This is a genomic window from Pseudogemmobacter hezensis (genome assembly GCF_013155295.1).
GTDB lineage: Bacteria > Pseudomonadota > Alphaproteobacteria > Rhodobacterales > Rhodobacteraceae > Pseudogemmobacter > Pseudogemmobacter hezensis.
In genome coordinates this window covers 121,336-134,362 of the sequence record NZ_JABJXT010000005.1, presented here as the reverse complement: position 1 = coordinate 134,362, position 13,027 = coordinate 121,336, and the positions used below count along the sequence as shown (strand labels likewise).

General features: G+C 61.3%; 13 protein-coding genes. 7 read left to right on the top strand and 6 right to left on the bottom strand.

The window, feature by feature from the left end; all coding sequences use genetic code 11:
- The first annotated feature begins 86 nt into the window (after window positions 1-86).
- The 5 genes from HOY34_RS07510 (at window position 87) to HOY34_RS07490 (ending at window position 3,555) form a co-directional block, all read left to right on the top strand.
- Entirely contained in the window at window positions 87-803 is a 717-nt protein-coding gene (locus HOY34_RS07510; protein ID WP_366926929.1) for a DsbA family protein, read from the top strand.
- 4 nt (window positions 804-807) lie between these two features.
- The gene (locus HOY34_RS07505; RefSeq protein ID WP_172361440.1) at window positions 808-1,005 is read left to right on the top strand and encodes a hypothetical protein; all 198 of its coding nucleotides are present in this window, start codon (window positions 808-810) and stop codon (window positions 1,003-1,005) included.
- Window positions 1,006-1,096: 91 nt separating this feature from the next.
- Complete coding sequence (gene ihfB / locus HOY34_RS07500) at window positions 1,097-1,387, top strand: integration host factor subunit beta (protein ID WP_172361438.1); 291 nt, start codon at window positions 1,097-1,099, stop codon at window positions 1,385-1,387.
- A gap of 237 nt (window positions 1,388-1,624) precedes the next feature.
- Window positions 1,625-2,695, top strand: coding sequence for a type IV toxin-antitoxin system AbiEi family antitoxin (locus HOY34_RS07495; RefSeq protein ID WP_216654675.1), 1,071 nt, complete (start codon window positions 1,625-1,627; stop codon window positions 2,693-2,695).
- Complete coding sequence (locus tag HOY34_RS07490; RefSeq protein ID WP_172361434.1) at window positions 2,689-3,555, top strand: nucleotidyl transferase AbiEii/AbiGii toxin family protein; 867 nt, start codon at window positions 2,689-2,691, stop codon at window positions 3,553-3,555. The genes HOY34_RS07495 and HOY34_RS07490 overlap by 7 nt, the downstream gene beginning before the upstream one ends.
- Window positions 3,556-3,842: 287 nt before the next feature.
- Here HOY34_RS07490 and HOY34_RS07485 read toward each other — a convergent pair whose 3' ends face one another.
- Window positions 3,843-4,928 (bottom strand): nucleotidyl transferase AbiEii/AbiGii toxin family protein, encoded by a 1,086-nt coding sequence (locus HOY34_RS07485; protein ID WP_366926928.1) that lies wholly within the window; start codon window positions 4,926-4,928, stop codon window positions 3,843-3,845.
- Complete coding sequence (locus tag HOY34_RS07480) at window positions 4,925-5,578, bottom strand: DUF6088 family protein (RefSeq protein ID WP_172361432.1); 654 nt, start codon at window positions 5,576-5,578, stop codon at window positions 4,925-4,927. Before HOY34_RS07480 ends, HOY34_RS07485 begins: the two co-directional genes overlap by 4 nt.
- Window positions 5,579-5,961: 383 nt before the next feature.
- On the opposite strand from HOY34_RS07480, the gene HOY34_RS07475 reads away from it, so the two are divergent.
- Window positions 5,962-6,324: a hypothetical protein gene (locus HOY34_RS07475; protein WP_172361430.1), complete on the top strand. Its 363-nt coding sequence runs from the start codon at window positions 5,962-5,964 to the stop codon at window positions 6,322-6,324.
- A gap of 32 nt (window positions 6,325-6,356) precedes the next feature.
- On the opposite strand, the gene HOY34_RS22390 is transcribed toward HOY34_RS07475, so the two are convergent.
- From HOY34_RS22390 to HOY34_RS07460, 3 genes are read right to left on the bottom strand one after another with little or no spacing between them, the layout of a single operon-like run.
- Window positions 6,357-9,812 (bottom strand): conjugal transfer protein TraG N-terminal domain-containing protein, encoded by a 3,456-nt coding sequence (locus HOY34_RS22390; RefSeq protein WP_172361428.1) that lies wholly within the window; start codon window positions 9,810-9,812, stop codon window positions 6,357-6,359.
- A 1-nt stretch (window position 9,813) separates the two neighbouring features.
- Window positions 9,814-11,211: a conjugal transfer protein TraH gene (locus HOY34_RS07465; RefSeq protein ID WP_172361426.1), complete on the bottom strand. Its 1,398-nt coding sequence runs from the start codon at window positions 11,209-11,211 to the stop codon at window positions 9,814-9,816.
- A gap of 8 nt (window positions 11,212-11,219) precedes the next feature.
- Window positions 11,220-12,074 carry a conjugal transfer protein TraF gene (locus HOY34_RS07460; RefSeq protein WP_253944298.1) on the bottom strand — a complete coding sequence of 285 codons (855 nt, stop codon included), beginning with the start codon at window positions 12,072-12,074 and terminating at the stop codon, window positions 11,220-11,222.
- Between the two features lie 79 nt (window positions 12,075-12,153).
- Here HOY34_RS07460 and HOY34_RS07455 point away from each other — a divergent pair, with 79 nt between their 5' ends.
- The gene (locus HOY34_RS07455; RefSeq protein WP_172361424.1) at window positions 12,154-12,444 is read left to right on the top strand and encodes a BrnT family toxin; all 291 of its coding nucleotides are present in this window, start codon (window positions 12,154-12,156) and stop codon (window positions 12,442-12,444) included.
- A gap of 172 nt (window positions 12,445-12,616) precedes the next feature.
- Here HOY34_RS07455 and HOY34_RS07450 read toward each other — a convergent pair whose 3' ends face one another.
- The gene (locus HOY34_RS07450) at window positions 12,617-13,027 is read right to left on the bottom strand and encodes a conjugal transfer protein TraF (RefSeq protein WP_172361422.1); all 411 of its coding nucleotides are present in this window, start codon (window positions 13,025-13,027) and stop codon (window positions 12,617-12,619) included.

Sequence of the window (13,027 nt, the reverse complement as noted above, 5' to 3'; positions counted from 1 at the left end):
AAACCATGGGAAGCTTGTGGGGCAATGGCAGAGTTTTGACCGGATCAGCCATCAGGAGAGCGGGCAGGGCCCGGTACGGCATTCCCGTGGCGGCGCTGATCCTGCAGCTCGCGTCGCCAGTTCGAGCAGAAACGCCTGCCTATACCGAGGACTTCGCCGCGAGCGCCCGGGCCTGGCTGCTCGACAACCCCGGCATCGTGCTGGAGGTGTTCACCATCCTGGAGCGAGAGGAGACGGTGAAAGAGTCGAAGGCCCAGCTTGACCTTATCGAAAAACACGCGCCCGCCCTGTTCGACAGCACGGACGCACGCAAGGGAAACCCCGAAGGGCCGGTCGTGGTGGTCGAGTTCTTCGACTATGCCTGTGGCTATTGTCGCGCGGCTTTGGCGGAGCTTACCGCAGCCCTCGAAGGGCGTGACGATATCGCATTGGTGCTCAAGGAGTTCCCGATCCTGGGGCCAGCATCGGAACAGGCGGCGCGCCTCGCGCTCGCGGTTCGCGCCGAACATGGAGATGCGGCCTATATCGGGTTCCACAATGCACTGCTGGCGCAGAAGGGTGCGCTGAATGATGCTCTGCTGCGCATGCTGACCGGCGCTGCCGGCTATGATTTCGAGGCGCTGGTCGAGCGGGGAGGGGCCGCTGATATTGGCGGGATCATCACGGCGAACAAGCGTCTCGCCCAGAGCCTGTCAATCAATGGAACGCCGGCCTTCGTGTTCCGCGACGAACTGGTTCCGGGCATGATGGCTGCAGACCGCCTGCGGGAGGCGTTCCGCCGACCGGGTGCGAAAGAGCCATGATCCCATGGGTGCTGATGCAGGTCAGGAACCTGCCAGCTATTCCGGAAGTGCGGAAGGAATCCTGATCAGCCGTGAGCGCGCGTTCGAGGAACTGGCACGGCACGGTCTTCATGATCCGGCAAGCAGGGAAGAGTTTCTCGGTGATTGCGGTGATCATGCAACATACGATGCCGGTGATGTTCTGCGCTGGCTCGGCTACTGATTGTCGGCCGGCAGTGGAGCGCTGACCATTGCCAAGGCGAAACAGACGTGCCTTCCTGCGCCGCGGCTGAAACACGAACGAAAGCCTGCCAATGATCCGATCCGAATTGATCCTGAAGATCCTGGAAGAACACCGTGAGCTTACCGCAAGACAGGCGGAAGCCGCCGTTCAGACGGTTTTCCGGTGTATTTCCGACGCGCTTTCTGCTGGCAACCGTGTGGAATTGCGTGGCTTCGGGGTGTTTTCTGCCAGAGCGCGTGACGCCCGTGTCGGCCGCAATCCCCGTACCGGGGAAACTGTGGAGATCAGGGGGAAGAATGTGCCCTTCTTCAGGGTCGGAAAGCATCTCCGCGACAGATTGAACGGCACTGCGTTATTGTGATGGTGCATCTTGGGTGCCTTCACCGGCCGACCCGAGAGCGCATTGAGCGGTCCTGATTTTTGTCGCAAGACCGTCAGGCGGGCGAAGCGCACCCAGCCCCGTCGTCATGCACCATTCAGCACTTCCTGGTCGCTATTTCATGTATTGGTATGATTTCAGCATGTGTTGAAAGCTTCAAAATCAGTGAAACTTGTTGCTGAGTGTTGGGTCCTCGCGTAATTTCAGCACATGCTGAAAATGACCGAATCAGTGAAATCTGTGGCTGAACAGGCGCTTGATCGCCTGCCGGAGATGCTCGATCGCGTACCGGGCGTCAGGATCACGCATCAGGCACTGGAGCAGGCTTATGGTGATCGGCGGCTGGATCTTGTGATCGAGGCCTCCATTGGTGGCGAGTACTGGACGCTGGTCGGAGAAGTGATCGCGAACGGCCAGCCGCGCAATGTGCGGGCAGCACTGCATCAGATGCACGGACTCCGGCGGTCGCGCAATCAGGATTGGGTGCCGATCCTCATCGCGCCCTATCTCTCGCCCGAAGCCCGGCGGCTCTGCGTCGAGGATGACGTCGGCTATCTCGACTTGCATGGCAATGCGCGGCTGGCCTTCGGGCAGATCTATCTCGAGCGGGAGGTCGAGGGCGCGCCGTCTGCGGAACGCCGCGATATGAAATCCCTGTTCCGACCCAGATCGGCCCAGGTGCTCCGGGTCCTGTTGCGCGATCCGAAGTACCCCTGGCGGGTCGCGGATCTGGCTGACGCTGCTGGTGTCAGCCTCGGCCATGTGAGCAATGTCCGCAGGGGCCTCATCGACCGGGACTGGGGGCGCGTTGTCGATGATGGCTTGGTGATCCCCGACCCCGGCGGGTTGCTGGATGCCTGGGCCGAAGCTTATGAAGCCCACGAAGGCAAACGGCTACGGTTCTATACCTCGCTCCATGGCGCGGCGCTGCAAGAGGCGGTGCGGTGCGCTATTCAGACGGCGGCCGGCGACGAAGGCAACGTGATCCTCGCTTCGTTTTCGGCTGCGGCATGGCTCGCACCCTACGGGCGCAATGCCAGCCAGTTCCTCTATTGCGACCCGGGTGGATTGGACCATGCGTCGGCGGAACTGATGCTCGAGCCAACGAGCAAAGGAGAGAATGTGGTGATTACGGTCCTTGCGGATAACGGGCTGTTCCGGGATGCCATCAGTCCGGCGGAGGGTATTCGCTGCACCAGTGCGGTGCAGACCTGGCTCGACCTCACCGCCAGCGGTGAGCGCGGTCGAGAGGCTGCGGCGCATCTGCGGCAGGAACTGCTCGGATGGTGAAGCCCGAACAGGATCCGCAATCGGCCAATGAATACGAGGACCGGACGACTCAGGCGGCGAAGAGCGTCCTGATCGAGATCGGCCAGATCCTCGGCAGCTTCCGGGGCCGGTTCGCGATCATCGGCGGTGCGGTGCCTTGGCTGCTTCTGGACAATGAGGAGATGCGGCATGTCGGAACGCTCGACGTCGATCTGAGTCTCGACGCCGAGGCGCTGGCTGACGGCGAATATGCGCTGCTGGTCGACGCACTGATGAGACAGGGCTACGATCAGCGCGATGGTTTTCGGCGCTTCCAGCTGGTGCGGACGGTTTCGGCCGGGGATGGCGGCCCGCCGATCGATATCGTGGTCGATTTCCTGATGCCGCGCGATGCGGAGATCGTGAAGAACAGCCCGCCGATCATCGCGGATTTCGCGGTGCAGCGCGCGGATGGTGCCGATCTGGCGCTGCGGTTCCACCAACTGGTGGCGATAGACGGCACGATGCCGAACGGCGGGCGCAACAGGGTGGAACTGGCGGTCTGCTCTGTCCCGGCGCTGCTGGCGATGAAGGGGCATGCGCTTCAGAATCGGCTGAAGCAAAAGGATGCCTATGACATCTACTACTGCATCCGGAACTATCCCGACGGCATCCCGGCGCTCGCTGCTGCCTGCCGACCGCTTCTCGCCCATGACAGCGCCGTGGCCGGATACAGCTTTATCGCTGCGAAGTTCGACAGCATCGAAGGGTTCGGGCCGACCTGCGTCCGGCGGTTTGTTGAGGGCAGCCAAATCCTCGGAGAGCGTGACGCGGATCAGTGGCAGAGGGACGCTTTCGGTCAGGTTGATGCTTGGCTGAAGGCGACCGGCCTGCGCGGCTAAAGCCTACAGATCAGAGTCGTATAATAGTACTTATGTAATACAAATTCAGGTTTGCGGCGAAATGAAGAGCGTGAACCCCGTCAATCGTAAGGTGGGCACCGTAATGCTGCTCTCAGTCGCAATGCCGGTATCCGCTTCCCGCGCAGCCGTGCAATGCCACTTGGGAGTGAAAGGTTTGCCGTGGATTGCAACGGCGTAATGCGCGTGCGCGCAGTCTGAGGTACCGACATTCGGTCCATGCAGCGATCTGATACCCGCAGCATTTCCCCGGGGTTCACAACGCTTTCTCAGGCATCACCTCGTTTGCTCCCTACTCCGGTTTCCTTTCCCACGGCGTTAAGCGCCACTTCGAGCTCGGAAATACTTTCCATGACCGCTTCAAATGCAGGAGATTCACCAAAGATCATGCCTGCCATCGAGCGATAATCGCGCCGGAGATCATCCAGCATCTGTCCCTCGGGACGGATAGAAAATGTTGGCGGTGCAGCTGTCGCCAGGTCGAAGGCCGGGCGGTTGAAGAACATTCTGGCATGAGCGACGCAATCTTCGGCCAGTCTGCGGTCTTTCAATGCGCTCTTTCCTGCATCCGATGTTAGCAGTTGGCAGACATCGTAATAGTGCCGCGAGACGCGCTGGCCGTCACCTTTGAGTTCACCCCGGTTATCAAACCAGCGCCGAAGCCCGTGAAGAATGACGATCTTGTCCCAGAACGTCCTCTCCGCATCGACTGTCGTGACGCCGGGAACGCCAAGGTCGATGCCGGGCACATCGGCTTCAAGATAGGGCCGGATCACCCGCTCCGAATTGGGATCAAGGGCTGATTTCGCGCCGGATTCAATTTTGACCGCCTTGGCAATATAGGCGTCTGCGGGCGTTGCCGATGGATAGTGCAGATAGAGCGCCTGACTGTCGTGAGGGTCGGGCTCGATCCGGAACCGCTCCGGACTCAGCCTGTTTCTGTTCGCGATCTCATCAACGATTTCAGACAATCCGATCAGGCACGGCCTGTTGATCCACGTCTCGCAGGCAGCCCTGATCGCATCGAGCGCCGCCCCCCGCTTCTTGCCGCTGAGGGCTTGCAACTCCTCAATCGACGCCGCCACTCCGAGATCGTCCCGAAACACCGTAACGTCGATATCTTCGGAGAAGCGCCTGATCAGCCCGAAGCCCTTGGAAAGGGATGTGCCTCCCTTGAACAGCAGGCGGGGCCTGTCTTTCAGACCGTTGAACAGCGCGTCCAGTGTCCAGCAGACCCAGAAGTCCTTCTCGACATTTTGCGGCGTGGTCCCAAGACGCTGCGCCGTGGTCGTGAAGAGACCCGCCCTCGTCTCCGCATCGACGGCGAGAATCTGGTCGTATGCGGGATTCATCATGAGGCGGCCTGTTCCTTCAGCATTGGTCGCAGCAGATTCTGCATCCAGGCGGGAAGCGACGCCAGACCCTCGGACAGATCCTGCCGCAGTGCCAGACCGTCCTTCGGGTCACGAAGGATCATGCCCAGACGTCGGGCGACAAGTTCGTCACTGTCGTCCTTCCCCAAAGTATCGCGCAGCCAGTGAAGTGCCTGAACGACACGCATGGCCGGGCGACCGGCCCAATGGAGCTTGCTCGCGGCGGTCGGCTTGAAGACGATTTCCATCTGGCCGAGCGAGATCGATTTCAGCCGCGTATCTGCATGTACGACCACCTTAGCGGGCACGGCATTGGTGAACCCGAGATCATTCGCAGCTGTCATGCCATCCACCAGCACACGGATCCGATTACGCCGGGAGATGGCATCGATCACGCTGCGCGGGTCGGGGGGATTTTCTTTCTGCGTCAGCGTGTTGAAGGACGGCTTGTCATAGAGGCCGCGATCGATCCGCCGCAAGGCTCCTGTACTGGTCAGGCGTTGCAGCGTTTTATCCACCGCATCCCGCGCCCCGAGGTCGAGAAAATCCCGAGGCGTCCAGACGGCGCTGGAAGCCCCTGCGTCAATCCGCGCCAGAACGTCGGCCTTCAGATCTGATACTGGTCCTGTCATGTCCGAAATATGTAGCATGATTTCGGATATGAAACAACCATAATGTCCGAAATATGTATACGTTTATCGGACAACACCGCCCTATACTCTGGCTGCCCTCACCTAGGACAGACAGGCAGATTTGAAAGCCCGGGAGATAGTCGTGGCGAATACCGGGTTGTCGGTTTGTTTGAGAAAGCACAACTCGCGCAGGATACCATCGGCAACCATGGTGAATTCAGGCCGGTTCCAGGCGGAAATCCAGCCTGTTCGCGGATAGCCTTTGGGATAATGCTTCTGCCCTTTCTACACTGACCGACCCATGCTATGTTCTCAGAAAGTTCTAATTGTCATCGTTCAAGCCCACCTCCTGCCAGAACCGATCCGCATCCGAGGATCTGCTCATGTCCCACAAAGCCCTGAAAACTCCTGCTCTTCCCGGCGTGACGCGGGTTTCAACGGGCAGAGAAGCTGCGCCGACCGGCGATGAGGTTGTCGACAAGCAAAGGAAGATGGTCGCGCGGATCCTTGGCGGCATGGCGGTTCCGTTCCTGATTGCTGGCAGCGTCGTTAATCCGGCGTTCCTGGTGATCGGCGGGTTTCTGGCCTTTGCAGCCTTTGTCGCTACGCGACCAGCATCTGGGAAATCGCTTTCGCGCTATGGCTCGCCTTTACTCGAACCGATGCGGGATACGTGGGCTGAAAATGAAATGATCCCGGGCACCCCGGAATACGAAATGCGCCATCGTATGATGAAGTGGGACTGAACAGACCAAGCGCCTGTTCGGGCCAGTTCTTTCTAGTCTTCCGACCTGGCCCGCCCGGTGAACACGTGACCACCCACCTGAACAGGCAACGTGTCGCGTGACGCAGTTTCACGCTCGAGCCAAGTCGGGATCAGGTTCTTCTGATAGCCCTGATCCACAAGCGCGCGCATCCCGGCCGGCGAATAATAGTGGGTCGCACCCTCCGTGAAGTCCGGAACCAGGCCTGCCATCACCACATCGACGATATAAGCAGCCCTTTCATACTGCGGGCTTCCGGGTCCGTATTTGGTCACGAGATCATTCCCGCTGCCATCCTCGTTCCAGGCTGAGAATTGCCGCGGCTGCAAGCTGACCTCGCCGACGGAATCCGGATAGCGGGTATCGTCCGCTCTGTTCCGTATCACCATCGCCACGGCCGCCATACCTGCATTGCTCTCGCCAGCTGCCTCGCCGAGAACCGTTCGGATCACCACATCGCGCTCCTCCGGGCTGATGCTTTTTCCAGGCAGCACTTGCGTTACATCCGCTTCCGGGGGAGGTGTAACTCCTGAAGCTGGGCGCATCGTGACCCTGGGCGTCGGCAATTCACGCGCGGAGCCGCCCGCCATTTCGGGAGAGATGGGGATCTCCTGCCCCTCAACGAAAGGGCGACCAGTTACCTCGCGATACTTTTCCGGATTCGCGGCGTAGTAATCATAGGCGGCGCCAGCGGAGGTCCAGGCTTCGGGATGCGCGCGCATCAGCGCCTCTCCTTCCGTCTCATCGACATCCATCCAGCCGAAGACCCTGCGGGCCATCGCCCCACCAATGGTCTGGTCCATATCGCCACGGTGGCCAAGCTCCGCGTCTGCGTTCGCGACGACACCTTTCTCCCAGGCTTCCTCGAAGCCCGCATACATATCCCGGCCTTCACCGGCGATATGCTCCTGATGGTAGTCAATCCTCTCATCCGCCTTTTCGCGCTCGCCTTCCAGCGAAACGACAGTGGTACCACCCGCGCCATCGGAGAAGACCGCCTCACTCGAGGGGGGCACTCTGAACGCCTCCCGATCCGTCGCATTGGTATAGCCCGCCGTTGGATCCGCCGGGCCGGAACCGATCATATCGTCCACAACCCGCTCGACCACGCTGTCGATGATTGCAGAGCTTTTTCCGACTTCCTCGGGTGTCTGCGGGTTGAAAACCGTACCCACATCCAGCGGCGACATACCGCGCCGCACCAGTTCGCGCCCAACCAGTTGGTTGAGGTTCGCATCCATCGAAACACCTGCGGATTCCATTCGGCTTTCGGCACTGGCATAGGTCGACGCTTCATCGAGCCGGGTGATGTAAGTCTCGGCGAGACGTTGTCCTTCCTCGAGCGAGAAGCGCTTGTCCTCGCTTGCGGAGGTTTGTGTTCCGCTGGTTTCCGATCGCGCAAGAGAGTGACGGTTGGCGAAGATGTGCTGAGCGTCCGCGCTGAGACCCTCCTCATTTGCCCACCTTGCGAGTTCCGTAAACTCTTCCCGGCTCGCTCCACCAAGATGGCCTTGACCGCTGAGCGACGCCTTCCCGCCAATTGGACCACCGAGCTTGCCTTCAACGCCAAGAGCACCAGAGAGTGCAGCTTGCATCGCAAGCTCTGTCGAAATGCCATGACGCCGCGCAAAATCTTCCACCCTCGTGAACGACTCCCGAACACCGCGACTGCTCTGATCGGTAATGTCGCTGCTGCCAGTAGACGATCCCATAGTGCCATTCGTGACGCTGCGGCCGTAGGCCGTAAGGTCGCTGGCGCTGCTGGCGATGAAATCCGACAGCTCTGTCGCGGCGCTGCTGGCAGCAACCCGGGACTCTTCGGCGCGGCGCGAGATTTCGGAACGTACGGCTTCGCTGGCTTGGGCTGTCATACCGCCGCTGGAGACGGCGGTGCCACCTGCCCAAGAGTGACTGCCGTCGTAGTTGCGGGTCAGCAAGGCCCCATTCGGCGCCGTGAAAGTTTCGCGCCCGGTATCCATCACTGAAGACATGTTCATCTTGTTGGCCGCGTAATTGTTCATCGACATATTGCCGAGGCTGATCTGCCCCGTCGCTGCCTCGCGTCCGGTCTCGATCGCTGCCCCCTGGCTGACGTTGAGCATCGAGGTCGCCATTCCGACCATGCGGTTCGCCCCGAACATGATGGCGGTGGCGAGGAAGGGCACCGACATCATCAGATAACCCGCGACCGTGCCGACATCCTGTTCCACGGCGCGTATCCCGAAATGGTTCGCCCAGGAGAGGACTACATCGTTGACCGAGCCGTCGCTCGTCACGGCGCCGGCCGAGCGATAGAAGCCGGTCGAGGCCTTGATGACCACGGAATGCAGGATCGCAGAGAGCGGCTCCCAGGCCGCGATCCAGACGAAGCCGCCGCAATAGCCCTTGAATACGGTGGTCGCGAGCGGCGTCATCATCAGGAAGACTGCCAGTGGAAAGGCGGCAAAGTAGAGCACCTCGAAGGTGATCTTCAGGAGCGGCACCCATTTCGCGGCGTTGGCGCCGATGGCGGCATAGCTGGAGCGGGTCTGGATATCCGCCCGGGCGATCTGGTAAATGTCCATCGCCGCCGAATTGCCGCTGGTGGCGATGAAGCGCATCATGCCATCGTCCATCGCGTTGACATACATGGCCTGTTTGATCGTCGAGACTGCCGAGGCTGAAGACATCGCCAGCAGCCCCTGGAAATCCGCGAGCGTGCCCTGCAGGCGCGCGACATTGGCCGGGCCCGTCGCATTCACTCCCTGGAAAATCCCGGCCGCCTTCTGCCGAAGCACCGCATTCACCTCTGCGGTGACCGAATTGCGCACATCGGCCCAGCCCGCCGAACAGGTCCGGGTCTCGCCGGTCACCACGTCATAGTAGGCGAGCGACGCCGGCATGTTCGCGGTGATGAAGCTCTCCATCTCGCCATTGGTGGCGAGCATTTCGAGGTCCATGTGGCCGAGGTTTGAGGCGTCGATGGCGCATTGCTGCATGAAGTTCACGAGGTTCTCGTGGATCTTCGGACTAACCGCGCGCCAGTTCGCAGCCTGTGCCAGCAGAGTCGATCCGAAAAGGATGCCATTCTGCTGATAGGTCAGGTCGGTGGGCGTGGACATCAGCGTCTCCATCTGCCCGGTGACGAAATAGCTGACCGCCGAAGTATAGTGCCCGAGCATGGCGATGGAGGTCGGCACATTGTCGACGATGCCGTAGATTGGAATCGTTCCGCTGGTCTTATCGATGATGACCACGCTGGAGCGCGGCCCGAGCGCGAAGAGCATCACCACGACCATGGTCAGCAGATACTTCATGGCGCCGCCGAGGCTGCCGCCCCAGGCCAGCTGGACGCACATCCAGCCGACCCCGATGATGACCCCGATCGACATCAGGTTCCTGAAATTGCCGCTGCTGGTATAGGCCGCAAGCATGTTGAAGACGTCCCACAGGTAATAGGCGCCGCCGGTGGTATAGATCTCCCACTGCACGTCAGCCCCCCTGCCCCATCATCGAGGCGAATTTGGTCGAGCTTCCGGCGGTCAGGAGCGCCTTGTGCAACTGGAGCTTTTCGATGGCGGAGAGCGCGTCGTTGTATTTCTCGGCCGCCTGACGACGAAGAGTGCCGAAGCCGTTCTGCGTCTGCCGGATCGTTTCCTGAAACTCGCGAATGATGTCGCCAAAGGTGTCGACGTTCGAGGCGGCACGGCTCATCTCGCTCAGGGTTTCGTTCATGTAGAGCATGGCCAGTTCGACCGCCACGAGCTCGGACAGAAGCGCGATTTCGTCGTCAACGAACTGATACTTGTAGGCCCGGGCGGTCTTCAGCGTCTCATAGACCGGGGCCGAGGTCAGACCGATGATGCCGATCATCTCCTCCGTCAGCGCCGTATCGTCGCGGATCGCATCCGACATGCCCCTGACGACGTCCTCGACCAGAGCGAAATAGGCATCGTCATGCGAGAGCGTGATATCGGTCCAGACCGGGTTGAGACAGAGGTCGAAATCGTCGCATTTCAGGATGGGGACGGTTCCGCCATCGACCAGGGCCAGCAGCATCTCAGGGCTGAAGGCACGCGGCGCGACGGTGCGGTGCCGCGGGCCTTCGTTGTCGTTGGCGGCGCCGGTGGTGATGATCGTGCCGGTCATCGACATAAACAACTCGCCGATGGTCGGGTTCGACGACAGGAAACCGTTCTTCTTCACCGCGCGCCAGGCGTAGTTGATATTGATCGGCACCTGATCGGCCAGCTCTCCGGTCGCTTCGCCCAGGGTCTCATTTTGCTGGCCGCCGGTTCCGCAGCCATGCCGGCGCGCGACCGCGTCGGCGAATTTGCCGTTCATCCCGCCAACCGTCTGGCAGATGTGCTGCGACGCGCCGTCCATCTTCGGCCAGAGCGAGCCGACAAGAAGCTGCCCCGCCTCGCAGCTGTTGATGTTCATCGCGTTCACCTCCTGGAGGAGGTCGCGGAGTTTCGAGACCTGTTCGGCGACAGCGGGCGAGAGGCTTTCCAGCGCCAGTTCGAACGCGAAGCTTGCGGCGTTCTGCATGATCGCTTCCATCAGATAGATCATCTCTTCCTTCGAGATGAAGCTGAAGGAGCCGCCGAAGATGTCGATGCCGCCGCAGCCCGCGCGCACGCTCGGCAGCTGGATCTGCATCATGGTCGCGTTGCGCGGCTTGGTGCGCACATAGAGCGAACCGAGAGTGACATAGCCGCCCATTTGCCCCTGATAGGCCTGCGGCCGTGTCACATTGATGCCGCCGCCGGTCCGCTCCCAAAACCCCTTCAGATCATCACCCAGACTCTGGGCCGGGGCCTGGAAGGGGGAGAGGAGCAGGAGGGAAGCGGCGGCGCTGGCGATCAGCGTGGTGAGTTTGTTGGACATGGGGCCTCCTAGTAGCGCTCGCCGGCTGGGATCCGGGTGACGACATGGACACGTTCGAGAATAACGTCCTCGGTCAGCAGCCCGGAGCCGATAGGCTCGACGGTGCCGGTCCGGGGTTCCACCAGGGCGATGGTCGGTCGCGGGCTGTCGGCAAGACCGAGCGCACGCAGCTGGCCGGTATCGACCTGGGCGTTCGGGAAGAGGGGATGAAATGATCCGTCGGCGCTGACGATGATCACCTCGATTCCGAAATTCGCCTGCATCCGGGCCACCACTTCGAGTTGCGAAGTACAGAGACCGCACATGGCTGGATCCTCTACGATCACGATGAAGCCGAGATTTGCGGCGGCATCGCGCAGCGAGGTCTCGCGGGCCACCCGGATCTGGTCCTGATAGACCGCCCCGCCCATCTGGCTGATCGGAAAGCGGGTGTTGATGTCGAGGGCCGGGGTCTGGAACAGGACGCGCTGCCACTGGTCGGTGAAGGTCGTGGCCATACGGGTCATGTTCTGCTGGGCTTCCATATAGGCCTGCAGATTCTCGGGGCTCGGATCGAGCACCGCGCGGTACTTGATCTCGTCCAGTTCTTTGCGGAACGTCTCGATCTGCTCGGTATAGCTTGGTGCCTTCGGTGGCTCCTCTTGCGCGGGCGGGCCAGAGATCGCCGGAGATGGAGCGGCATCGTCCTCTGCCACGGCCGGGGGCGGGTCGCAGTAGAAGTTCCAGCCAGTTCGAATGCCGTCCTGACAATAGCCCGGAAGGATACCATCCCGGGACAGGGCCGGGCCCGCAGTTATAGAAACCGCCAGCTGCAGCAGCCCCACCAGAACGAAAAAACGGGGGCCGCTACGCATCGGCGACATGCGGCGACTTCCGACGCATGGCCCTTGCGTGGCGAGGATCCGGCTTGGACCATTGGCGCGGCAGATCTAAATCCCCGCTATGCCCTTGCCACGATCGAACACTCGCAGCGATACGCCTTTGCCGGACAAAGCGTCCGGCCTTGAGATGATCGCGGCCGAGCTGGACACCTTTCCCTGGGGCAGTGCTCTGACTCTGGACGAATCCCACAGTGACAGCGCCGAACCGAGCTATGTGACCATCGGGCCTTTGCGCCATGGTCTGTGGGTAATCGTCTGGCATTTCGATGGACCCGACATCCACCTGATCGGCGCAAGGCGGGCAACCCAACGCGAGGAGCGGAAATATGAAGACCGGAGGGAGCGGACCTGATGGTGAGATCGCCCCCCTCGATGCGAGTTTTTTCCGGCTCGCGCAGCGGGGCCGTCCGGTGCCCGCGGCAGCGCGTAAAGCCGGTGGGCACGCAATTCCCACGCCTGCGGACCAGTTTCCTGCTTCCGAGAGGACCGCTGAACGGAACCGGCATGAAGGCGATGCTTCGGGCTCAGGCATAGCCGGCCTCGGCAGCTGCGATGAGGGTTGATTTCACCCGGGCGAGATAGGCGCGTGGATTGCGATAGCCCTCGATCCGGGCGATCACCTCCTGGCTCGGGATATGGACGAAAAGCAGGGTCGGTACCTGCGGGATCTCCCGCGCGAGCGGATGGCCGCGGGCATCGACGCAATCGGCGATCGGATCGATCGGCCGGCCGTCCTGCGAGGCGACCAGCAAGGGGAGATCCACCGGACCCGCGGCGGCCTGCAGCGCCGAGGCAGCGCCTTTGCAGAACTGGCACCAACTGACCCCGACAAGGATCAGCCCGATCGGGTGATCGCGCAGGCTCTCTGCCCCGACCCGACCTGCTGCCAGAAACGGTGTTGCTGCAAGGCCCGCAACAAATTCACGTCTTTTCAT